This is a genomic window from Tumebacillus sp. BK434, assembly GCF_004340785.1.
In the GTDB taxonomy this organism is placed as follows: Bacteria; Bacillota; Bacilli; order Tumebacillales; family Tumebacillaceae; genus Tumebacillus_A.
In genome coordinates this window covers 302838-325360 of the sequence record NZ_SLXS01000003.1, presented here as the reverse complement: position 1 = coordinate 325360, position 22523 = coordinate 302838, and the positions used below count along the sequence as shown (strand labels likewise).

Below are 22523 nucleotides of genomic sequence, written 5' to 3'. Positions count from 1 at the left end.
AGAGCGAAGTCTGGGGAAGGAGTAAGGAGGGAACGGGAATTGACAGCTGTACGGGAGATTGTGGCAGGAGCTATGCACAGCGGGCATCGGAAGGCGTGGGCCGGTGCGGTGCGGGCGGAGATGGCGGCGGGGCGCGGGGCGTCTTGGCTGTATTTGGTGCCGACGCGGGGCCTGGGTGCTGTGGTGCGCGAACTGGCGCTGGACGGGCTTGGCGGGATGGTCGGCGAGCAGGTGCTCACCCTGTTTGAAGTGGTGGAGCGGGTGCTGAAGGCTGGCGGCAAATCGTATGTGCGGCTCGATGCGCTGGGCGCGGAACGGCTGGTCGCGAACGTGCTGCGCGGGATCGACCGGGTGTGGAACGGGGCCCCGCTGGCCGAATGGGCTCACTCGCCGGGCGTGGTGGCAGCTTTTCGCGAACACATCGCCGAACTGCGGCGCTCAGGTGTTGGGCCGGATCAGCTGGGAGCGATCGCCCGTGGCACGATGCATGAGGAAAAGATGGCAGTGCTGGCCGACGTCTACGCTGCGTATCAGCGGGAACTGCATACGGGAGAGACGATGCTGCTGGATACGGAGGAGTCGTATCTGGAAGCCGCCCGCATTCTGCAGGAACAGGGACTGGAGGCGGTGTTTCCGGGCGTGGAGATGCTGTTTGTGGATTCGTATACCGACTTCCTGCCGCATCAAATGAAAGTGCTGGAGCCGCTGTTTGCGATCCCGAACGTGCAGATGTATGTGCCCTATCAGGCGCAGCGCTGGGCCTGGCTGGAGAGTCTGGCCGCGATGATGGAGCGGACGATCGCAGAGCTGGCCGCGCGGTATGCGCTGCAGGCGAGGTTCGAAACTGGGGCGGCGGAAGGCGAAGGCGTGCAAAGTGATTTGCTGGCTGTGCAGGCCCGGCTGTTTGCCCCGCACCCGTCGCCGGTGCTGTCAGCCCCTTCGGTGAAGGCGTTTGCAGCCCGCACCGAAGAGAAAGAATGGCTGTGGGTGGCGAAGCGGGTGAAAGAGCTTCATCACAGCGGCGTGCCGCTGGGGGAGATCGCCGTCTTGTGCAACCGGGAGCTGTCCGGCGGCAGTGTCGGACACCGGGTGCTGCAGCGTGAAGGCATCCCGCTGCGGGTCTCGCTCACGCTGCCGGCCGATCAGGTGCCGTGGGTGCGGGACCTGCTCACACTGTACGGGCTGGAGGATGCGGAGTGGCATCGCGACGCGCTGCTGCAGCTGGCGGCTGCGGAGTGGCTGCTCGGGGAGCATACGATGTCGCCTGCCGTTTTGCAGACAGTGGCGAAACAGCTCGGCGTGGTGAAAGGCTTGGATCGCTGGCGAGCCCGCTTGACGGCGGAGATCGCGGCGCAGGAAGCGCGGGGCTTGCCAGCAGCTGATGATTTGCAGGCTGTTCGGGCGTGGATCGAGTGGCTGGCGGAGAAAGTGAACGTGATCCCGGCGGCTGCGGCCGGGTCGCATCATGCCGCTGCACTGCGTGCGGTGCTGCCGGGTGCGGAGCTGGAGCGCCGGTTGGTGCTGCGCTATCGGGAGCATGCCGGGTATGAGACGGAGCATCTGCAGCGCGACTTGCAGGCGCGGGAGAAGATCGAGTCGGTGCTGCGCGCTTTGGAGCGGCTGGATGCGGTGCTGGGAGCTGATGGCAGGCGCGCGGCGTCGGAACCGGGGGAACGGCAGGCGAGTGCGGCTCAGGATGGCTGCTATACACGGGCCGAGTTCGTGCAGGTTCTGAAGCGGCATCTGCAAGGCGAAGAGATCGTGGTCGAGCGCGGCAAGCGGGGCGGGGTGCAGGTGCTGAACCCGTCGGTGGCCCGCGGGCTGTCGTTTGCGCATGTGTTTTTTGTCGGCTTGAACGAAGGGGTCTGGCCGTCGCCGACGAAAGCGCCGTGGCTGCTGCAAGAAGAGCTGCGCGTGGAGATCGCCCGGCAGGTGCCAGCGTTTTCGCCGCACGTGCAGGCCGAGCAGCAGAAGCTGTTTTTCCTGATGGGCCTGCACACCGCCCGGGAAGGCGTCTGGCTGTCGTATGTCGGCGGGTCGAAGCAGAAGCTGGTGTCACGCTTTTTGGATGAGCTGCTGGAACTCTGCCCGAGCGTGCAGGCGGAGCTGGAGCCCGATGCTTATCTGGGCGGCTCGGCTCTGTTTCCTGCTGCGGCCGGGGACGTGTCCAATCGCCGTGAAGCCAGAGACTGGACGGCGGCGCAACTGATGGCTGCACAGTCTCCCGATCTGGTCGAGCACGGCTTTTGGCTGCAGGTGATCGAGCAGGCGCTGAGCGAACGGGAGCGGGCAGAACACACGGGCAGTTCCCGCTATGACGGGGTGCTCGGCGACTCGGGCATTCGGGCGGCGCTGGGGCAGCTTTTTTCCGAAGAGGCGGTGTACAGCGTGTCGCAGTTCAACCGCTATGGCGAATGCGGCTACAAGTTCTACCTGTCGCACGTTCTGCTGCTCGACCGCGAGCAGACGGAAGCGGAAGAGCTGTCTTCGCTGGAAAAAGGGAATCTGTACAATCGCGTGCTGGACCGGCTGTATCGGCAGGTGACGAAAGCGGATCGGATGACGCCGGAGCTGGTGGATCTGCTGCGCGGACAGCTGCCGGGAATCTTTGAGGCGGAATGGCAAAAGGCGCAAGCGGCCCGCAACACGCAGACCGGCGTGCGGCAGGAGCTGGAAAAAGAGCGGCTGCTGCGCCGGGTGACAGACTGGTATGAAGTTGAAGCCAAAGCGTGGCAGAGCATGGGGCTCCCGCTGGTGCCGAAATATCTGGAATGGACGTTTGGCATGCAGGCCAAGCATGGGCAGGACCCGAAGTCGCATGCCGAGCCGATCACCGTCGGCAAGCTGAAGTTCCGCGGGCAGATCGACCGGATCGATGCCACCGAGGATGGCACGTTTCTGGTGGTCGATTACAAGACGAAAAACACCAAACCGATGCCCAAAGCGATCGAGCAAGGGCTTGATTTTCTGCTGCCCGTTTATGTGAAAGCGGTCGAACAGGTCCTGTTCCCGGACGGCACGGCTGTCGGTGCGGTCTACGTTTCGATCGAAAAAGCGGACCGGACGACAAGCGCGCTGGTCAAAGCGGAATTCCTGGACGGCCTCGGCATGGGGCGGAAGAAGACCAAGCTCGACGAGGCCGCTTGGCAAGACCTGCTGGCACACGCCGAGCGCACGCTGGAACGCTATCGGGAGCAGATGGCGGACGGCGTGTTTGCGGTGCTGCCGGGGGATGATGCGGTGTGCGAGCACTGCGACTACCGAAAGATCTGCCGCTACGACCGCTTGCGGGCTTTGAGCCGCGCAGCAGGCGCATCACGCGAAGCAGTTTCAGGGGAAGGGGTGACGGGCGATGAGTGATCCGCGTCCGACAAGACAACAGTGGCAAGCGATCCGCGAAGTGGAAAAACACCTGTCCGTCTCGGCCGGTGCGGGTGCGGGCAAGACGTGGGTGCTGACCGAACGCTACACGGCGATGCTCGCCGGGCGACCGCTCGTTCCACCGCCGCTGGAGCTGGAAGCGGAAGATCGCGGCCGCGAACCGGGCACTCCGGCCCGCCCGCATCAGATCGTGGCGATCACCTTCACCCAAGAAGCGGCGGCGGAGATGAAAGCGCGCATCCGCGAGCGCCTCAACCGCTGGCAGCGCGAGGAGCCGGAGCAGCAGCGCCGAATCGGCCAGCTCAAAGAAGAGGTGGAGCGGGCGGCGATCACGACGATCCACGGCTTCTGCTCCGACCTGTTGCGCCAGTACCCGATGGAAGCGGGCGTCGACCCGCAGTTTCGCGTGCTGGAAGAAAGCGAAGCCCGCATGGCGCTGGACGATGCTCTGCGCGACGTGCTGGATGCCGGGCTGGCGCTTGCAGACGGCGCCGTGATCCGGCTGGTGTCCGAATACGGCTACGAGCCGCTGGTTGAGCACCTGAGCCGCTTTTACCAAAGCGTTCGCGAGCAGACTGAAGACTTTCGCGGGATGTCCGCGCAGTCGCTCGCCAAGCTGGACGAGCTGTCGGACGGTCTCGACGATGAGGTGCAGCTCCTGACCGCTTGTTTGGCGCGCCTTGCTACCGTCGACCTCTCCTCAAAAGACACCTCCAAAGGCTCAGCCAAACGCGGCGCAGACCTGCAGGCAGCCTACCCCGCGCTTCTGGAAAAATTGTCTGCGTGGCAAGCGGCCGGGCTGGGCTACCAGGCGGAGATCGCCGAGCTTTTGTCCGATCTTGTCAACGGCTGGGGTGTGCTGATCAAAGAGCTGAAAGCGGATGTCAACGAGCTGAAAGCGATCATCGGGCGCATCATGGGACAACTGGTGCCGGACGGACTGGGAGCCATCGTGCAGGACGCCTGTGCGGTGCTGGAGCAGGTGCATACTGCGTATACTGCGCGCAAGAAGCAAGCGCGCGGGCTCGATTTTACCGATCTGCAAAACCGGGCCGTGCAGTTGCTGCACCATCCGGGCGTCGGCCAAGCATTGGCGGAGCGTTACCGCTTCCTGATGGTCGACGAGTTCCAAGACACCAACCCGGTGCAAAAAGGGCTGCTCGACGCGTTGACCGCGCACAACCCTGAGCTGAAACTGTTTGTCGTCGGCGATGCCAAGCAGTCGATCTACCGCTTTCGGGGCGCAGATGTGGAAGTGTTTCTCGCCACACAGGAGCAGATCCGCGCGCGCGGCGGCGAACATGTGGCGCTGTCGCACAACTTCCGGACGCAGGAGCCGGTGATCCGCTTCGTCAACCGGCTGTTCCAGCGCCTGATGCCGCCGCAGGAGGGCGGGCCGAGCGGTGCTGCCGACTATGAAGCGATGGTCGCGACGCGCCCGCCCGCGCATGACCGGGAGATGGTGGAGATCCTGCACCTCGCCGCCGCCGAAGATGCGGCGCAAAGCAAGCTGAAAGAAGCGCAAGCGATCGCCCGCCGCATCCAAGCGATGGTCGGACAGGAAGCGCTCGTCCAAGACGGCGGCGAACTGCGCCCGGTGCAGTACCGCGATGTCACGTTGCTCTTTTCTGCGATGACGCATCTGTCGTACTACGAATACGCCCTGCAGGAGCTTAGGATTCCCTACTACATCATCGGTTCGAGGCATTTCTTCCGCCGCCAGGAAGTCTGGGATCTCGTCCTGCTCTTGCAGGCTGTCGTCGACCCGCGCGACGTGACCGCGCTGATCGGGGCGCTGCGCTCACCGCTGTTCGGCGTGTCTGATGAAGCGTTGTACTGGCTGGGCAAAGCCGGGTTGCAGCAGGGGCAATTTTTCGACTCCGCAAATTGGCACCGGCTGGCCGGCGACGATCAGGAGAAACTGCTGCGTGCGGAGCGCTTGCTGGCCATGTGGCGGGCGGAAAAAGCGTTCCTGCCGGCCGGTGACCTGCTGACGCGGATGCTCGAGCAGACCGGCTATGAGCAGGCGCTGCTGCTGACCTTCGGCGGCAACCAAAAAGTCGGCAACGTGCGCAAACTGCTGGAGCTCGCCTGCGAACAGACGCCGGAGCGCGCCGGGGTGCTGCCGTTTTTGCAATACCTGAAACTGATGGTCGACGAGAGCGTCGATGAAGCGGATGCGCAGGTCGAGTCTGAGCAAAGCGATGTCGTCAAGATCATGACGCTGCACAAATCGAAAGGCTTGGAGTTCCCGGTGGTGATCCTGCCCGATCTGGCGCGCGAATTCAACCTGCGCAGCGACGGCAAGTTCCGCTATGACCCGGACTGCGGACTGGTGCCGACCTTCACCGAGCATGAAGCGTGGAACGACATGGGATATGCGCCCCGGCTCAAAGCGCTCGAACGCAGCAAAGCGGTCGAAGAAGAGCGCCGCAAGCTCTACGTCGCGATGACGCGGGCGCGCGATTACCTGCTCCTCGTCGGCACCCGGGAAGCGCCGAAAAAAGCGATGACGATGGAAAACAGCCGCTGGTTCGACTGGCTCATCACCGTCATCGCCGACGGCGAGCTGTCCCGGATGGCCGGAGCCATTCAGTCCGCATGGCCGGAGGTGAAGTGGTCGTCCGAGATCCTGCCGGATGGCGAGTCGGCAGCCATTCACGCAGGCGGAAGTGCAGAGCGTGGCGTGGAACCGCCCGCGGTCGCTGGCACCAGTGCGGCAGAATCGCTTCGAGAAGCAACGGCCGCCATGCGGGAAGTCGCAGCGGCAGGGGTGTTGGAAGCAGGTACCGAACAACACGCGCCGCTGCACCATGCGTTTCCGTTGACGCAACCCTTGCAGCCGGATGCTTCGCAAGGGATCTTGCTGTCCGTCTCAGCGCTGTTGACCTATCTGTCCTGCCCGCGACAGTACTTCTACCGCTACGGACTCAAACTTCCAGAGTTAAAACACGAGCACAGCGAACCGGAAGAAATCATCGCGCCCGACGAGCGCGAACGCACGCAACTGGCGGCGACCGAGCGCGGTTCGCTGGTACACCGGGTATTCGAGTGGCTGGAAGACCCGGCCGAAGCCGAACCGCTCATTCGCCGGGCCCTCGCTGAGTGGAGCCTCATCGGCCCGGAAGCCGAACCGCATCTGCCGGCCTTGCAGGCTGACGTCAATGCCTACCTGCGCAGCCCGCTGTTCCAAGAAGTACAGAGCGCAGCGGAGACCCGAAGCGAGCTGATGTTCCGGCTCACCTTCGGCCCGCACGAAGTGACCGGCGTCTTGGACAAAGTGATCCGCAAGCAAAACGGCGCGGCCGTCGTCATCGACTACAAAACCAACCGCATCACCCAAAAATCGCTCGCCAAAACGACCGGGCACTACACGCCGCAGCTGCAGCTCTACACCCTGGTCGTGCAAAAACTCCTCGGCTGGCCGGTCGAGCGTTCCGTCCTGTACTTCACAGCACTGGGCGCAGAGTCGCCTGTGCCGGTCGGCGCAGCCGACCTGCATCACCTCGAGACCACCGTCCGCACCGCCATGGACCACATCGCCCTCCATGACCGCGAAGCGGACTACGCCCAAGCACCCAACGAGAGCCCCTGCCGCTACTGCGGTTACCTCCTCCTCTGCAAAGGCAAAACCAGCCTCCAACAGGAGCCAACAGAAAAACACAACTGAGCAGCCAACTCCCGCCCGGACCCGACCACCCAGCCCCGCCGGCCGCCAACAAAAAAAGCCCCTCCACAGGAGGGGCCCTACCTTCTAATCTCTAAACCAAATTCTCCGGATTCAAAGCCTCCAACTCGGCCACCACAAACCGTCCGTCCTTCCGAATCAGCACATCGTCAAACCAGATCTCCCCGCCGCCATACTCAGGACGCTGGATGTTCACGATATCCCAGTGAATCACCGACTTATTGCCATTGAACGCATTGTCATAACACTGCCCCGGCGTAAAATGGAACGACCCGTCGATCTTCTCATCAAACAGCGTGTCCAGCATCGGATGCTTGATAAACGGGTTGAACGCAATCGAAAACTCCCCGATATAACGCGCGCCTTCATCCGAATCCAAAATCTTATTGATGCGCTCATTATCATTCGAAGTCGCTTCCACAATCTTGCCATCCTTGAACACAAAGCGCACATTCTCAAACGTAAAGCCCTGATAATTCGTCGCCGCATTAAACGAAATCACGCCATTCACCGAATCGCGCACCGGCGCCGAATACACCTCACCGTCCGGAATGTTCACATGCCCGTCGCACTTCACCGACGGAATGCCCTGCATCGAGAACGACAGATCGGTCCCCGGCCCGACCAGGCGCACCTTGTCCGTCCGATCCATCAGTTCCTTCAGCGCGTCCATCGCCTTCGACATCTTCGCATAGTCCAGCGTGCAGACATTAAAATAAAACTCCTCAAACGCTTCGGTGCTCATATTTGCCGACTGCGCAAACGCATCGGTCGGATAGCGCAGCGTCACCCAGCGGGAGGCCATGATCTTCGGCCCGGTCTGGCTGCGATAGACCTTGTTGTACATGTCCATCTTCTCCGCCGGCACATCGGACAGCTGCGAAATGTTATTCCCGCCGCGAATCCCGATCCAGCAGTCCATCTTCTCCAAATGAGCCGCTTCGCTTTCGCCCCACACGCGCAGCTGTTCCTCCGTCGCGTTCATCAGCAACTGGCGCTGCACCTCATTATGGCGCACCGTCACAAACGGGTTGCCTCCGGCCTTATGTACCGCCTTCACGATCTCCTTCACCAATGCCATATCGATTTCCGTCACGTCGATATGCACATTTTCGCCCGGCTGAACATTCGTCGAGAAATTCACCAACGTCTCGGCCAGCTTCGTCATTCTCGGATCGAGCATCAGAACGCCTTCTTTCTTTACGTAGGATTTGGTATAGGTATCACTTCAAGGCGCAACCGGGAAATCCTGCATCGAAAATGGACTCCAAATGTGCTATCATCTCTTGTAGAAAAGCTTGACCCGAAGGAGGCTTCACCACATGAACTACCCGGAATATCTCACCGCCATTCAGTCCATTTTGATCGAATACATGCCAAACGAAACGGTCCTCACCGCCGAAAATGCTGACATCCTCGGCGCGCGCCTGCTGGAGGCGGACATCCTCAACCCGAACTCATCCAAAAAAGGCTACCACCAGACTGTCGCCGTCTTCAAAGACCGCGGTGTGTGGACCCCGGTGACCCTGCATTGGCAGACGGGCGAAGAAGGTCGCATCCAGTATGCCCGCGTACATACCCCGTCCTTCATCAAAGAATACGGCCAGGAGCGCTTCTAGTCGAATCTTGTCTATCATTTCTCTGCATGAAACGAGGATGGTTCCACATAACTTAGCTTTGAAACGTCGCAAGTGAAGGGGGCGTCCCGAGTGTACGGACGTGATTGGGTTACGTTTTTGAGTCCCTATGAACAGGCAGTCGAAGAACTCAAAGTCAAACTGCGCTCCTTGCGCTCCGAACTGAAGCGCAAAGAAGAGTATACACCGATCGAATTTGTGACCGGACGCGTCAAAAAAGTGTCCAGCATCATCGAGAAGGCGAAGTTCCTCAACATCCCGCTCGAAGAGGTCGAAAAAGTCCCGGACATCGCAGGTCTGCGCATCATGTGCCAGTTCGTCGAAGATATGCACCGCGTCGCCGAGCACCTGCGCAACCGCAAAGACATGGTCGTCGTCGAAGAGCGCGACTACGTGACCAACCGCAAGCCGAGCGGGTACCGCTCCTACCATTTCATCGTCAGCTACCCCGTGCAGACGGCCGAAGGGGAACTGGAGCTGCTCGCCGAGATCCAGATCCGCACCTTGGCGATGAACTTCTGGGCGACGATCGAGCATTCCCTGAACTACAAATACCGCGGCAACATCCCGGATAATGTCCGCCAGCGCCTCGTCGCCGCAGCCGAGGCGTCCTTTCATCTCGACAACGAGATGTCGGTGATCCGCGAAGAGATCCTCGAAGCGCAGATCCTGTTCGAGACCAAGTCCAACACCGTGGAAGACATCCTGCGCAACCTCGAGAAGCTGATCGTCTCCGGCCACGTCGAGATGGCATCCGAATTCCACCAGCGCTTTCACGAAATGCAGAGCGAAGACATCGGTAAACTGCAGTTGCTCGCCGAAGAGATCAAAGAAAAACTCAATCAGCTCCACGACGGATCGTGAGAAAAAGGGCATGCCTGGCATGTCCTTTTTTCATGAATCGAGAAACCCTCTGCAGCTTCTACGCGTCTTGATACATGAATACACATTTTGAGAATCGGAAAAACAGAGGTGTCGCAGAGATGAGAAGGCCCGGAGTGATCTTGTTCCTCATCGCCATGCTGCTTGGCCTTGCCACCGGAGATTTTGTCGTGGCCAAGGAAACCGAGCCCAAGCAGACCATCGGTACGAATCTGGCGGTACAAACGGAAGCAGGGCAGGCAACAACCGAATTGGAATGGCACGGCGAAGTCATCCAGTAAAACCCAAGCAAAAACAGAGGAGCGGGAGAAGCAGAAAACCCGGCGTGCGGCGCGCCGGGTTTTCTTGCTGTGTTTGCGCCGGCTCCTGAGCAATCGGTGGAAATAATGACGAATGAATGAACCTGTATATGGAGTGACCTAGTGTATGTCCAAAGCATTATCAGAGATGTTCATCGAGACGCAAGGCAAACCATTCGAGCATGAAGGCAAATTGGTTTCCATGGGGTTTACAGCATCGGTCTCCAAGGGGCAACAAGTAACACTTGAGTTGATAAGCGCCAATTCGGAGCTTGAACAAGGAATCGAGGTCTCAGTTGATTCAAGAAAAGGGGAAGTGGAATTTTCAGAAGGAAAAGCGAAGCGGCCCATTTTTTGGACGAATTTTGCTCCTAATGAAATACCATTTGTTTGTTACCCCAAAAAACAAGACGGTATCTTACGGATCTGGAATGTGTGGTGTTATCCGGGCGAAAATGAGCCAAACGCATGGGTCAACAATGCAGGAATTGTCATCGAACAAATCAGTAACTGCGAGACAATCTTGCATTGCAGCAATGGATATGGTGATGTGGATTTCTCGAATTTGGTTTTTAGAGTCACCATACAATCGTAATCTTGTTCCCCCTCAGAGACTTGCTCTCTGAGGGTTTTTTATTTTCTGTAGCACCCTCAGGCGCGGTACATATGCTGATCATAGAAAGTTGACTTCTGTGGTCAGGATTCACCTGAAGGAGGGGATGAACGTTGACGCAAGCAGAATTGAACATACAGAATCTGCAAGTCAGCGTCGAGGGCACGCCGATCCTCCAAGGCGTGTCGCTCGACATCAAAGGCGGGGAAGTCCACGCCATCATGGGCCCGAACGGGACGGGGAAAAGCACGTTGTCGCTGGCCTTGATGGGACACCCGCGCTATGCGGTGACCGCTGGGAGCGTCACGCTGGACGGGCAGGACCTGCTCGGCATGAGCGTCGATGAGCGGGCAAGGGCCGGGCTGTTTTTGGCCATGCAATACCCGAGCGAGATCGCCGGGGTGTCGAACGCGAACTTCCTGCGCACCGCCGTCAACGCCAGACAGCCGGACGGCCAAGAAGTCGGGGTGCTGCCGTTTCGCAAGCAGCTCGAAGCGCAGATGGCGGCGCTCGGGATCGACGGACGCTTTGCCGACCGCTACCTCAACGAAGGATTCTCCGGCGGCGAAAAAAAGCGCAACGAAATCCTCCAGCTGTCCCTGCTCAAGCCCCGCATCGCCATCCTCGACGAAATCGACTCGGGGCTGGACATCGACGCACTGAAAGTGGTCGCCCAAGCGGTGAACGCTCTTCGTGCGCCGGAGATGGGCGTGCTGATCATCACTCACTACCAGCGCCTGCTCGACTACATCGAGCCCGACCATGTCCACGTGATGCTCGGCGGTCGGATCGTCAAAAGCGGCGGCGGAGACTTGGCCCGGGAACTCGAGGCCAAAGGATACGACTGGCTGAAACCCCAAGGGGGCGAGCGGACATGACCGCCGAATCGGCAGAACAACAGCGCGTGCTGCAACTGCACGCCAAAAAGCTCGAACCGGACTGGATGCGCGACCTGCGCCTCGCCGCGCTCAACCAGTATGCCGGACTGCCCGACCCGGCCCCGAAACGCCAAGCGGCGCCAGGCAGACCCGCCGGCTTTTTCCACGCGGACAAAGCGCCCGCGCCCTGCCCCGACCTGTCCGAGCCGGAGACCCTGTTCCTGAAAAACGGGCGCAACCGCCTGTGCTACGCCAACGGACGAATCGTCGTCCACCACCTCGAAGCCAAGCTCGCCAAAGCGGGCGTGCTGCTGGTCGACCTCTCGCTGGCGATCCGCGTCTACCCGCAGCTGGTGCGCCCTTATCTGGCCACGCTGATCCCGCCGTCCGAGCACAAGTGGGCCGCTTGGCAGACCGCCGTGTGGAACGCGGGCCTGTTTCTCTACGTGCCGAAAAACATCCGCCTGAAAGTCCCGCTCCAAGCGTGGTGGAACCGCACCAAAGCGGGCGGCACCCTGCACCCGCGCGTGCTGGTCGTCGCCGAAGAAAACAGCGACGTCACCTTGCTCACCGGCGACGTGTCACAGCTTGAAGAAGCCGCCTTTTCGGTCAGCATCACCGAAGTGTTTGCCAAAGCAGGCGCCCGGGTGCGCCTTGCCTCGATCGGCGAGCACGATGCCGCCATGACGCGCCGCACCTTCGCCCGCGCCCGCGTCGAACGCGACGCGCGAGTGGAGTGGCTGCTGGTCGAAGGCTCACAAGGGGAGCACAGCGCCGACATCAAAAGCTTGCTGAGCGGCGCAGGCGCCTCGACGCAGCTCGACGTCGTCGCGCTCAGCCACGCATCCCAGCGCCTCGATCTCACACTCACCGCCCATCACATCGCTCCGCACACCGCGAGCATCATCCGCGAGCGCGCCGTCGTCACCGGTCAAGCGCACAGCGGCACCCGCGTGATCTCCCAGATCGAACAAGGCGCGGTCGGCACCAACGCGATCCAGGAAGCGCGGATGATCCTGCTCGAACCGTCCGCCCGCGCCGAGGCGTTGCCGATGCTGCTGATCGACGAAGAGGATGTCCGCTGCGATCACGCCGTCTCGGTCGGCAAACTGCCCGCTGAGCCGCTGTTTTACCTGATGTCGCGGGGCTTGTCGGAACGCGAGGCGAAGCGGCTGCTCCTGACCGGCTTTTTGTCGCCGCTCGCCCCGGACATGAGCGAGCTGCTCGAGCTCTGGGTGGAGAGGAAGGTGGCCCCATGAAGCGCGACTTTCCGCTCCTGCAGCAACTGATGAATGGCAAGCCGCTGATCTACCTCGACAGCGCGGCCACCACGCAAAAGCCGCAGCAGGTGCTCGACGCCATGCACCGCTACTACACCTCGCAAAACGCCAACGTCCACCGCGGCGTCTACGCGCTCGCCGCCACGGCCACCGATCTCTACGAAGGGGCGCGGGAAAAAGCGGCCCGGTTCCTGAACGCCTCTTCCCCGCGGGAGATCGTCTTTACGCGCGGCACGACCGAGGCGCTCAACCTCGTCGCGGCAGGCTGGCTGCGGCCCCGCTTGCAGCCGGGCGACGAGATTCTCACCACCGTCGCCGAGCACCACAGCAACCTGATCCCCTGGCAGATGGCAGCGAAAGCGGCCGGCGCCCGGCTCCGCTTTTTCCCGCTGGAAGCGGACGGCACGCTCGACTTGGCCAAAGCGGCGGGCTGCATCACCCCGCGCACCCGCGCCATCGCCATCGCCCACATCTCCAACGTCCTCGGCACGATCCACCCGCTCCAAGAACTCGCCGCCCTCGCGCACCGCCAAGGCGCGGTGCTCATCGTCGACGCCGCCCAGTCGGCCGCGCATCATCCGCTCGACGTGCAGCAGCTCGACTGCGACTTTCTCGCTTTCTCCGGACACAAGCTGTACGGCCCGACGGGCATCGGCGTGCTCTATGGAAAAAGCGGGCTGCTCGCCGACACCGAACCGGTGCAGTACGGCGGGGAGATGATCGACGAAGTGGAACTGTTCGACGCCTCTTGGAAAGACGCGCCGTGGAAACTGGAAGCGGGCACGCCGCCGATCGCCGAAGCGGCCGGGCTGGCTGCCGCCATCGACTATCTGGAAGTGATCGGGCGCGACAACATCAAGCGCCAGATCGAATCTCTCGCCGCCTACGCTTGCGATCAGCTGTCCGCACTCGACGGCATCACGCTCTACGGCCCGCAAAAACGGGGCGGGGTGGCGGCGTTCAACCTCGACGGAGCGCATCCGCACGACGTGGCCACCGTGCTCGATGCGGCAGGCATCGCCGTCCGCGCCGGGCATCACTGCGCGCAGCCGCTGATGAGATGGCTCGGCGCGGCTGCGACCGTCCGGGCGAGCTTTGGCATTTACAACACCCGCGCAGATGTCGATGCGCTGACCGCCGCGCTGCGCGAAGCGAAAGGGTGGTTGGGCAAATGAACCTCGCCGAGCTGTACCGCCAAGTGATCCTCGACCATGCTCAGCACCCGCGCAACTTTCGCGCTCAGGATGGCGCGATCCGCGTCAAATTGAAAAACCCGACCTGCGGCGATGACGTGACCTTGTTTCTCGCCGTCCGGGACGGCAACGTGCAGTCCGCATCGTTTCAAGGCACCGGCTGCTCAATCTCCATCGCGTCCGCCTCGTTGCTGACCGAAGCGGTGCAAGGGCAGCCACTCGTCGCCGTGCTGCTGCTCGACGAAGAATTTCGCAAGCTTGTGCAAGGCATTCCTGCCGATACTGCGCGCCTTGGCGACCTCGAAGCGTTGGCCGGAGTCGCCCGCTTTCCCGCCCGGGTGAAATGCGCGACCTTGGCTTGGAACGCCTTGCTGCAAGCGATTGAGGAAGGGGAGGGACATCCGCATGAGTGAGGAGAAACAGGAAAAACGGCTGCCCGATCTACCCGGTTACCAGTACGGTTTTGCCGATCAGCATGTCTCGCTCGTCCGCTTCGGCAAAGGGCTCTCCCGCAAGACTGTGGAGGAGATCTCCAGCATGAAAAATGAGCCGGGCTGGATGACCGACTTTCGCCTGCGCTCGTTGGAGCTGTTTGAACAGATGCCCATGCCGGACTGGGGCGGCGATCTGTCCGGGCTGAAATTTGACGAGATCACTTATTATGTAAAGCCATCTGAGCGCAAAGGCAAGACGTGGGAAGAGGTGCCGGAAGAGATCAAAGACACGTTTGAAAAGCTCGGCATCCCCAAGGCGGAACGGGAGTTTCTCGCCGGGGTCTCCGCCCAGTACGAGTCGGAGGTCGTCTACCACTCGATCCAGCAGGAGCTGGTCAGCCAGGGCGTGCTGTTCACCGACACCGACACGGCACTGCGCGAACATCCGGAGCTTTTCAAGAAGTTTTTCGGCTCGGTCATCCCGCCGTCCGACAACAAATTCGCCGCTTTGAACTCGGCGGTCTGGTCGGGCGGATCGTTCGTCTACGTGCCGCAGGGAGTGCGCTGCGACGTGCCGCTGCAGGCGTATTTTCGGATCAACTCGGAACACATGGGCCAGTTCGAACGCACGCTGATCATCGCAGAAGATGACAGTTTCGTGCATTATGTAGAGGGCTGCACCGCGCCGATCTATTCGACCGACTCGCTGCATGCGGCCGTTGTCGAGATCATCGTTCAAGACCGCGCCCGCTGCCGCTACACGACGATCCAGAACTGGGCGCCGAACATCTATAACCTCGTCACCAAGCGCGCCGTCGCCCATGCTGACGCGACGATGGAATGGGTGGACGGCAACATCGGGTCGAAGCTGACGATGAAATACCCGGCCGTCTACATGCTCGGCCCGCGCGCCAAAGGCACGATCCTCTCCATCGCCGTCGCCGGACAAGGGCAGCATCAGGACGCGGGGGCGAAAGTCGTCCATCTCGCCCCGGACTGCACGTCGACGGTGGTCTCCAAATCGATCTCCAAGCAGGGCGGCAAGACCACTTACCGCGGCAGATGCGAATTTGGACCGAAAGCGAGCGGGTCGAAAGCGAACATCAAATGCGACACGCTGATCTTCGACAAGGAGTCGAGCTCCGACACGATCCCGCACAACAAGCTGCGCACCGACGATGTGACGCTGGAACATGAAGCGAGCGTGTCCAAAGTCTCCGCGGATCAGCTGTTTTACCTGATGAGCCGGGGACTGACCGAGGAGCAGGCGACAACGATGATCGTGATGGGGTTTATCGAGCCGTTCACCCGTGAACTGCCGATGGAGTATGCCGTGGAGATGAACCGCCTGATCAACTTCGAAATGAAGGGGTCGATCGGCTAGTGCCAGGCTGGTCACGGGTAACGCCTCATGAAGAACGGCAGATTGTCAATGTTCTGAGTGTGAAAATTTTCTACTCTTAACAGGCAGGATATTTCGATCGTGAACCCGAATTAACTTTCAATCTTGTCAATTAATGGCGAAGATTGTCAAAAGGGGTGCCAGGATGCGGTTCACGATTCGCATGAAATTATCTTTGTCTTTTACGATTGTCATGTTATTGATGATGGCGACGGGTTTCATTTCTGTGCAACGGATGAGCGAGGTGGACAGCAAAGTCGTCACCATGCATAAAGACTGGGTGCCGAGCATCGTCGTGATGTCCGACCTGAGGGCACAAGTGACTGAGATCAACCGTCTCGTGCTGCGACTTCGACTGGAGCCGGAGCCGGCCGAGCAGAATCGTCTGAAGACCAAGCTCAACGAAACGATCACCGGTTTCATGGAGACGCGAAAAACATATGAACCTCTGATCACCAGTGAGCAGGAACAGCGGCTGTACAACGAGTTTGGGACGGCGTGGGCCAGCTATGACCGACACATCCTGGGACTGCTCGACCTGAAGATGCCGCTTCCGGAGTGGACCGCGAACAATTCGGTCGCGCAAAAGGATTTTGTCAAAGCGGCCGAATTGATGGATCAGCTGGTGGAATATAACTCGACCGGTGCCGGCCAAGCGGCATCGGAGGCCGAACGGATCACCGCAGCTTCGATCCCGCTCATGATCATCATGACGGTGATCGCCGTGGTGATCAGCACGCTGGTGGCGCGGTGGGTGTCGAACGGCATCTCCAAGCCGGTGCAGAAGCTGGCGGCCAAAGTGCAGTGCGTGGCGGCGGGCGATCTGACCGGAGAAGCGCTGCAGATCAAGAACAAGGATGAGGTGGGCGACCTCGCCAGCAACATCAACCAGATGTCTGCCAACCTGCGCACGATCTTAAGCCAAGTGGCGACGAACGCGGAGCAGGTCGCCGCGACGTCCGAACAGTTGACGGCCAGTGCGGACCTGACCACGCAGGTGGCGGAGCAGATCTCCGCCTCGGTGCAAGACGTCTCGCTCGGGGCGGAAAAGCAGTTGCAGGGCGTTCACGATTCCACGCAGGTCATCACCGACATTTCGAACAGCGTCGGCCAGATCGCAGGCTCCATCCAAGGGGTGACCGATGCTTCGCTGCATGCGACCGGCAAAGCGAACGACGGACAGAACGTGGTCGACCGCACCGTCGCCCAGATGCAGCAGATCGGCGAGCGGGTCCACTCGACTTCGGCGGTGATCAACGAGCTCGGCAAAAAGTCGGAGGAGATCGGCGTGATCGTCGCTCTGATCACCTCGATCGCCGGTCAGACCAACCTGCTGGCCTTGAACGCGGCGATCGAAGCTGCAAGGGCGGGCGAGCACGGCAAGGGATTTGCGGTCGTCGCCGATGAGGTGCGCAAGCTGGCCGAGCAGTCGGGCGAAGCGGCCGATCATATCCGCCGTCTGATCAACGAAGTGCAGCACGACACGGGGCGCGCCATCGTTTCGATGGAGGAAGGCACCCGGGTGGTGGAGGACGGCGTGCGCCTGATCGACGAGACCGGCGCTGTATTCCAAGAGATCCTCACTTCCGTGTCGACATTGTCCGACCAGGCGCAGGAAGTGGCGTCAGCGGTGCAGCAAGTCAGCGCCGGCGCCCAGATGATGGTCAGTGCGATGGAAGGGATCGCCGCCGTCTCCGAACAGGCGGCCGCCAACACCCAGCAAGTCGCCGCATCTGTGGAAGAACAAAACGCTTCGATGGAGGAAATCGCTTCTGCCGCAAGCCTGCTTTCGAAGATGGCCGGCGAATTGCAAGACGGTGTCAGCAGGTTCAAATTGTAAATTATAAACAAAAGGTCTCCCTCCGGAGGCCTTTGTTTATGGCTTAATATTTATGGAAAACAAGATCTAGTAAAAAATCGCTTTCAAAATCACGGGTTATCATTTATTATAAGAATCAGATATGTCGAAAACGTGTCGATTCATGACGATATTAAAAAATGTTGGCAATGGGGGGGCGAATTACATGAAGTTTTCAGTACGTATGAAGTTATTTGTAAGCTTTTTTCTCGTCTTGTTGTTATTGATCGCAACTGGAGCAGTCGCAGTGGTGCAGATGAACAACATGGAGCAGCAAGCCACGGACTTGGACGCGCATGTGATGCCGAGCGTGGTGCTGGCCGGTGAGATCAACGAGAAAGTCACCAACTTGCAGCGCCTGATGACGCGCATGCGGATGGCGCAGTCGCCGGATGCGGCGCAGCTGGTCATCAAGCAGATCAACGCAGAACAAAAAGCGGTGGCAGAGATGCTGCCGAAGTTTAAAGAACTGTCCGACACAGAAGAAGAACAGGCGCTGTATGACAGCTTTGCCAAAGAGTATGCAGCATTTGAAAAGCAGATTCCGCTCTTGCTGAAAGCGGCGGAAGAGCGCGACGCGGAAGCGTTTGCATCGGCTGACGAAGCGGCGCTGATCGCCTATGACAAATCGACCGATAAGTTGAATCAACTGAAGCAGATCAACCAAGACCTTGGGGCGGCTGCCACCAAAGATGCGTTGTCGGTGAACACCAAAGCGAAAAACCTTGTGCTCGGGCTGTCGCTCGGCGCGATCGTGCTCACGATCATCATCGTGCTGATCGTCTCCGGCATGATCACCACGCCGGTCTATCGTCTGGCAGCACAGGTGAAGAAGATGGCGGCCGGCGACTTGACGCTGGACGCGCTGAACTTGAAATCCCGCGATGAGATCGGCGATCTCGGTCGTGACTTTGATACGATGGTGCAAAACCTGCGCCACATCCTGCAGCAGGTCTCGATGAATTCGACGCAGGTGGCGGCGACTTCCGAACAGCTGATGGCAGGCGCCGATCAGACGGCCCGCGCAGCGGAGCAGATCGCAGCATCGGTGCAGGAAGTGTCCACGGGTGCGGACAAGCAGTTGCAAGGTGTGACCGACACGACGACGATCGTGACCGACATGAAGATCAACATCGACCAGATCGTCACAGGCATCGCGACGGTGACCGATTCGACGCGCACCGCCACCGAGCGTGCGAAAGACGGGCACGAAGTGGTCGACAAGACGATCAAGCAGATGGAGATGAGCACCGAGAAGATCCACAGCACGGCACAAGTTCTGAACAAGCTGGGCCAAAAGACGGACGAGATCGGGCAGATCGTCGCTTTGATCACCAGCATCGCCGGCCAGACCAACCTGCTGGCGCTGAACGCAGCGATCGAAGCATCCCGCGCCGGCGAGCAGGGCAAAGGCTTTGCGGTCGTCGCCGACGAGGTCCGCAAACTGGCCGAGCAGTCCGCATCGGCAGCCGACCACATCCGCGCGCTGATCGGGGAAGTGCAGACCGATGCGGGCGTGGCGATCGTTTCGATGAACGAAGGCACCAAGTCGTTCGATGAAGGCATTCGCATGATCCACCTGACCGGCGATTCGTTCAAAGGCATCCACTCGGCGGTCGATGCGCTGGCGAAACAGGCGGCCGATACGGTCGCAGCGGTGGAGCAGGTCAGCGCCGGCACGCAGGAGCTGATCCGTGCGATCGACACGATCGCCTCCTTCTCCGACCAGGCGGCCGGCAACACGCAGCAGGTCGCGGCGACGGTGCAGGAGCAGACCGCTTCGATGGAAGAGATCAATGCGGCCTCCAACATGCTCGCCAAGATGGCCAGCGAGCTGCAGGATTCGGTTTCCACGTTCAAGCTGTAGTCTGATGTAGTCTATAGTAAGAAAAGGCTCCCCTCGGGGAGCCTTTTTCTATGCCTCGCGTTTCGGAAAGGTCAGTTTCAACAGCGGCGGAGTGAGCACCGTCGTCACCAGCACCACGACGACGAGCACGGCGAACAGCGAACGGTCGAGCAGTCCGGCTTCCATGCCGATCGCGGCGATGATCAAGGCGACTTCGCCGCGCGAGATCATCCCGGCGCCGACGGCGAGCGAGCTTTGCGTGGAGAAGCCGGCCAGCTTGGCACCGAAGCCGGAGCCGATCCATTTGCTGAGCACGGCGACCACGCTGAGCACGGCGACCAGCCACCAGCTGCTGCCAATGGCTTGGAGATCGGTCATCACGCCGATCGAGGTGAAGAAGACGGGAACGAAGATCGAGTAGGCGATCGTCTCCGTCTTGTGCATCACCTCTTCTTTCTGCCGGGTCTGTGCGATCGCCACGCCGGCGATGTAGGCGCCGATGATCGCGGCGACGCCGGTCAGTTCGGCAAACCAGGCGAAGAGGAAGCACAAAGCTAGCGCCATCGTCACGACCGCTTCGGTGACGCGCAGCGGCACAAACTTTTGCAGCAGCCAGGGCACCGCTTTCCAGCCGACGAGGATGGCGATCAGGAAGAAGGCGGCCTTTTTGCCGATCAAGAGCGGCAGGTTGACATCGCCGCCCGCGAAGCCGAGCAGAAAGGCGAGCAGGATCACGACCACGACATCATCGATGACGGCGGCGCTCATCAGCGTGTTGCCTTCCCGCGTGTTCAATCGTCCCATCTCGCGCAGCGACTGCACGGTGATCGAGACGGAAGTCGCGGAGAGCAGCAAGCCTAAGAAGATCGCTTCCAGCGTATCCAGACCGATCAGCAGGCCGGAGAGCCAGCCCAGTCCAAGCGGCACGACGATGCCGCCGAGACCGACCAGCGCGCCCGCTTTGCCGGAGCGTTTGAATTCTTGGAGGTCCGTTTCCAGCCCGGCGATGAACATCAACAGGATGACGCCGATCTGCGAGATCTCGCTCAGGAAGTCCGTATGTTCAATCAAGCCCAGCACGGAAGGGCCGAGGATCAGACCGATCAGCAGCTTGCCGAGCACAGACGGCTGACCGAGCCGGGCGGCCAGGTCACCGGCGAGCTTGGTGGAGACCAAGATGATCATGAGTTCAAAAATGAGCATGGGCATCTCCTTTCAGCACCGGAAGAGCAACTATAGGGTGCCACGAATTTGGCAAAAGAATATCATGTCTGCGATACTGGGGAAAAGACATTGCGACAAGGGAGCGAGGATGACATGCAGGACTTGTGGGCCTTAGTTTATGAAGGGATAAAAAGTGAACAAAGTGTGAATTTTGCCGGAAGTGCTCCGTTTCGGGAGCAGTTGGCCGCTTTTTTGCAGGAAAGGCTGCCGGAACGATTCGGAGCGGAGCAGGGGCAGATCTTTGCGCTGGACGGGGCGGCGGAGGAGAGCGATGTGGTGCTCTACGACCGCCTGCACACGCCGCAGCTGAAGGCGGGGAAACTGCGGATGATCCCGGCGGAGACGGCCGGAGCGGCGATCCAGACGCTCGACGCGCTGACCGCCGGGCTGCTCGTCGAAGAGGCTCGGCAATTGCGCGCGGTGCGCAGGCTGCAGAAGCTGACGAAAAAAGGCTTCACCGGCGGCTTGGAGCTGATCAGCACCCATCCCTACACGCTGGGCGTGATCGTCGCGCGCACGAGTGAACTGAGCTTGGCGGAGATCGCCCAGACGCTCGCCGCCGAGCAGGAAGCCTGGCCGCTGCCCGAGCGGGTCAGCGCCGTCTATGTGCTCGATGTCGGGCTGGTCGTCTATCAGACGCCAGCGACGGGCGAAGTGCGCTATTTTCCGCTCGCAGACAGCACGCTGAGCACTGTGGCGGCAGGGGAAGATACGCTTTCGTTTCTGCTTCTCTACCTCAGCTCCTATCTCAACTCGATCGAGATCATTCCGCCCGACCTGATGCCATTGCTTTCCCGCCGATTTTAGCAAGTGATGCGAGCGGCAGGATGATCAACTCTCACAATCTCAGTTCGTTCGCAACACGCCATTCTCGTTCTTTTACGGGCGTTTGTTCGAAGTCGGAAGTTGAGAACGCGCGGGGAATCCTGTAGGATAAAGACATCGCTTCGGTGCCATACTGGTAACGCAAAGCGACGACGACAGCAACTACATATTCCTGCAGTGTTCGTTAGGGTCCAACTGTTTTGAACCTTGAGTGTTTCTTGGGAGACAGAACTCTTTGGTGTATGGCAGGCCCACCTCTTGCAAAAGACGATTGGGAAGTCAGATCACTCTGGACGGGTCACCCACCTGCGAGAGCAGGTTCTGAAACATGGGGCTCGACGGCACATGCGGGGTACATTTTGCAACTTTGTGTACAGAGCGGCCTCCCGATGTGGGAGGCCGCTTTTTTGGTTGACGGATTTGACTGGCTATTCTAATATAGTAGTATGAAATGAATGGACACTCATTCATTGAGGTGAGGACGATCGCACAGAAGAAGAACAATGAAAAGTACGAGGCGATCCTCAATGCCGCCGTCAAAGTGATCGGCCAAGCCGGCTATCACAATGCGCCAATCTCTAAGATTGCGAGGGAGGCGGGGGTCGCAGATGGTACTGTGTATCTGTATTTCAAGAACAAAGAAGACATTCTCATCTCGATTCTCCGCGAGACGATCGGCACGATTGTCGACCGGATCCACGACGAGCTGCAGCTCGGAGATGGGGATGCGGCCGAATCGCTCAAAGGGTTGATCACGATCTATTTCGGGATCTTTGGTGTCAATCCTGATTTGGCAATGTTTACACAAGTTCATTTGCGCCAGTCCAACGCGGAAATGCGCAAGCAGATCGGCGACATCATCCGCCCGTATTACCAGATCATCGATGAAGTGATTTTAAAGGGCATCGAATCCGGCGTCTTTCGGGAAAGTATGGATAAGAGAATTGCCCGCCGCATGATTTTTGGGACGATGGACGAGACTGTGACCGCGTGGATTCTCACCGGGGCGAAGTACAGTCTGGAGTCACAGGTTCAGCCGGTATACGATGTGATGGTCGGCGGACTTCGCGCATAGCAATGCAT

The 22523-nt window shown here is 60.1% G+C and carries 17 protein-coding genes and 1 other RNA gene; 16 read left to right on the top strand and 2 right to left on the bottom strand.

What is annotated here, in order from left to right; all coding sequences use genetic code 11:
• Positions 1 to 39: 39 nt before the first annotated feature.
• Positions 40 to 3360 carry a PD-(D/E)XK nuclease family protein gene (locus EV586_RS09855; RefSeq protein WP_132944927.1) on the top strand — a complete coding sequence of 1107 codons (3321 nt, stop codon included), beginning with the start codon at positions 40 to 42 and terminating at the stop codon, positions 3358 to 3360.
• The gene (locus EV586_RS09850; protein ID WP_132944926.1) at positions 3353 to 7051 is read left to right on the top strand and encodes a UvrD-helicase domain-containing protein; all 3699 of its coding nucleotides are present in this window, start codon (positions 3353 to 3355) and stop codon (positions 7049 to 7051) included. Before EV586_RS09855 ends, EV586_RS09850 begins: the two co-directional genes overlap by 8 nt.
• Positions 7052 to 7142: 91 nt before the next feature.
• Here EV586_RS09850 and EV586_RS09845 read toward each other — a convergent pair whose 3' ends face one another.
• Complete coding sequence (locus EV586_RS09845; protein ID WP_132944925.1) at positions 7143 to 8252, bottom strand: aminopeptidase; 1110 nt, start codon at positions 8250 to 8252, stop codon at positions 7143 to 7145.
• A 139-nt stretch (positions 8253 to 8391) separates the two neighbouring features.
• Between EV586_RS09845 and EV586_RS09840 the strand changes: the two genes are divergently transcribed.
• The 11 genes from EV586_RS09840 to EV586_RS09790 all read left to right on the top strand — a co-directional run bounded on the left by EV586_RS09840 (position 8392) and on the right by EV586_RS09790 (position 19412).
• Positions 8392 to 8688, top strand: coding sequence for a hypothetical protein (locus tag EV586_RS09840; RefSeq protein WP_132944924.1), 297 nt, complete (start codon positions 8392 to 8394; stop codon positions 8686 to 8688).
• A gap of 90 nt (positions 8689 to 8778) precedes the next feature.
• Entirely contained in the window at positions 8779 to 9570 is a 792-nt protein-coding gene (locus EV586_RS09835; protein WP_132944923.1) for a GTP pyrophosphokinase, read from the top strand.
• Between the two features lie 119 nt (positions 9571 to 9689).
• Positions 9690 to 9869 carry a hypothetical protein gene (locus EV586_RS09830; RefSeq protein ID WP_132944922.1) on the top strand — a complete coding sequence of 60 codons (180 nt, stop codon included), beginning with the start codon at positions 9690 to 9692 and terminating at the stop codon, positions 9867 to 9869.
• 145 nt (positions 9870 to 10014) lie between these two features.
• The gene (locus EV586_RS09825) at positions 10015 to 10482 is read left to right on the top strand and encodes a hypothetical protein (protein ID WP_132944921.1); all 468 of its coding nucleotides are present in this window, start codon (positions 10015 to 10017) and stop codon (positions 10480 to 10482) included.
• Positions 10483 to 10613: 131 nt separating this feature from the next.
• The gene (gene sufC, locus EV586_RS09820) at positions 10614 to 11378 is read left to right on the top strand and encodes a Fe-S cluster assembly ATPase SufC (RefSeq protein ID WP_207893882.1); all 765 of its coding nucleotides are present in this window, start codon (positions 10614 to 10616) and stop codon (positions 11376 to 11378) included.
• On the top strand, positions 11375 to 12637 hold the full coding sequence (locus EV586_RS09815; RefSeq protein WP_132944920.1) for a SufB/SufD family protein: 1263 nt from the start codon (positions 11375 to 11377) through the stop codon (positions 12635 to 12637). Before sufC ends, EV586_RS09815 begins: the two co-directional genes overlap by 4 nt.
• Positions 12634 to 13833, top strand: coding sequence for a cysteine desulfurase (locus EV586_RS09810; RefSeq protein ID WP_132944919.1), 1200 nt, complete (start codon positions 12634 to 12636; stop codon positions 13831 to 13833). The genes EV586_RS09815 and EV586_RS09810 overlap by 4 nt, the downstream gene beginning before the upstream one ends.
• Positions 13830 to 14264: a Fe-S cluster assembly sulfur transfer protein SufU gene (gene sufU / locus EV586_RS09805; protein ID WP_132944918.1), complete on the top strand. Its 435-nt coding sequence runs from the start codon at positions 13830 to 13832 to the stop codon at positions 14262 to 14264. Before EV586_RS09810 ends, sufU begins: the two co-directional genes overlap by 4 nt.
• On the top strand, positions 14257 to 15669 hold the full coding sequence (sufB, locus tag EV586_RS09800; RefSeq protein WP_132944917.1) for a Fe-S cluster assembly protein SufB: 1413 nt from the start codon (positions 14257 to 14259) through the stop codon (positions 15667 to 15669). Before sufU ends, sufB begins: the two co-directional genes overlap by 8 nt.
• 163 nt (positions 15670 to 15832) lie before the next feature.
• Complete coding sequence (locus tag EV586_RS09795; RefSeq protein ID WP_165898500.1) at positions 15833 to 17527, top strand: methyl-accepting chemotaxis protein; 1695 nt, start codon at positions 15833 to 15835, stop codon at positions 17525 to 17527.
• 184 nt (positions 17528 to 17711) lie between these two features.
• Positions 17712 to 19412: a methyl-accepting chemotaxis protein gene (locus EV586_RS09790; RefSeq protein WP_165898498.1), complete on the top strand. Its 1701-nt coding sequence runs from the start codon at positions 17712 to 17714 to the stop codon at positions 19410 to 19412.
• Between the two features lie 48 nt (positions 19413 to 19460).
• Here the strand turns inward: EV586_RS09790 and EV586_RS09785 are convergent, their stop codons facing one another.
• Positions 19461 to 20594, bottom strand: a complete 1134-nt coding sequence (locus tag EV586_RS09785) for a cation:proton antiporter (RefSeq protein WP_132944914.1) — start codon at positions 20592 to 20594, stop codon at positions 19461 to 19463.
• A gap of 165 nt (positions 20595 to 20759) precedes the next feature.
• Between EV586_RS09785 and EV586_RS09780 the strand changes: the two genes are divergently transcribed.
• The 3 genes from EV586_RS09780 to EV586_RS09770 all read left to right on the top strand — a co-directional run bounded on the left by EV586_RS09780 (position 20760) and on the right by EV586_RS09770 (position 22515).
• On the top strand, positions 20760 to 21422 hold the full coding sequence (locus tag EV586_RS09780) for a DUF6602 domain-containing protein (RefSeq protein ID WP_132944913.1): 663 nt from the start codon (positions 20760 to 20762) through the stop codon (positions 21420 to 21422).
• Between the two features lie 184 nt (positions 21423 to 21606).
• Positions 21607 to 21798: non-coding RNA, 6S RNA (gene ssrS, locus EV586_RS09775), on the top strand.
• Between the two features lie 117 nt (positions 21799 to 21915).
• Positions 21916 to 22515 (top strand): TetR/AcrR family transcriptional regulator, encoded by a 600-nt coding sequence (locus EV586_RS09770; protein ID WP_243652998.1) that lies wholly within the window; start codon positions 21916 to 21918, stop codon positions 22513 to 22515.
• Positions 22516 to 22523 lie beyond the last annotated feature (8 nt).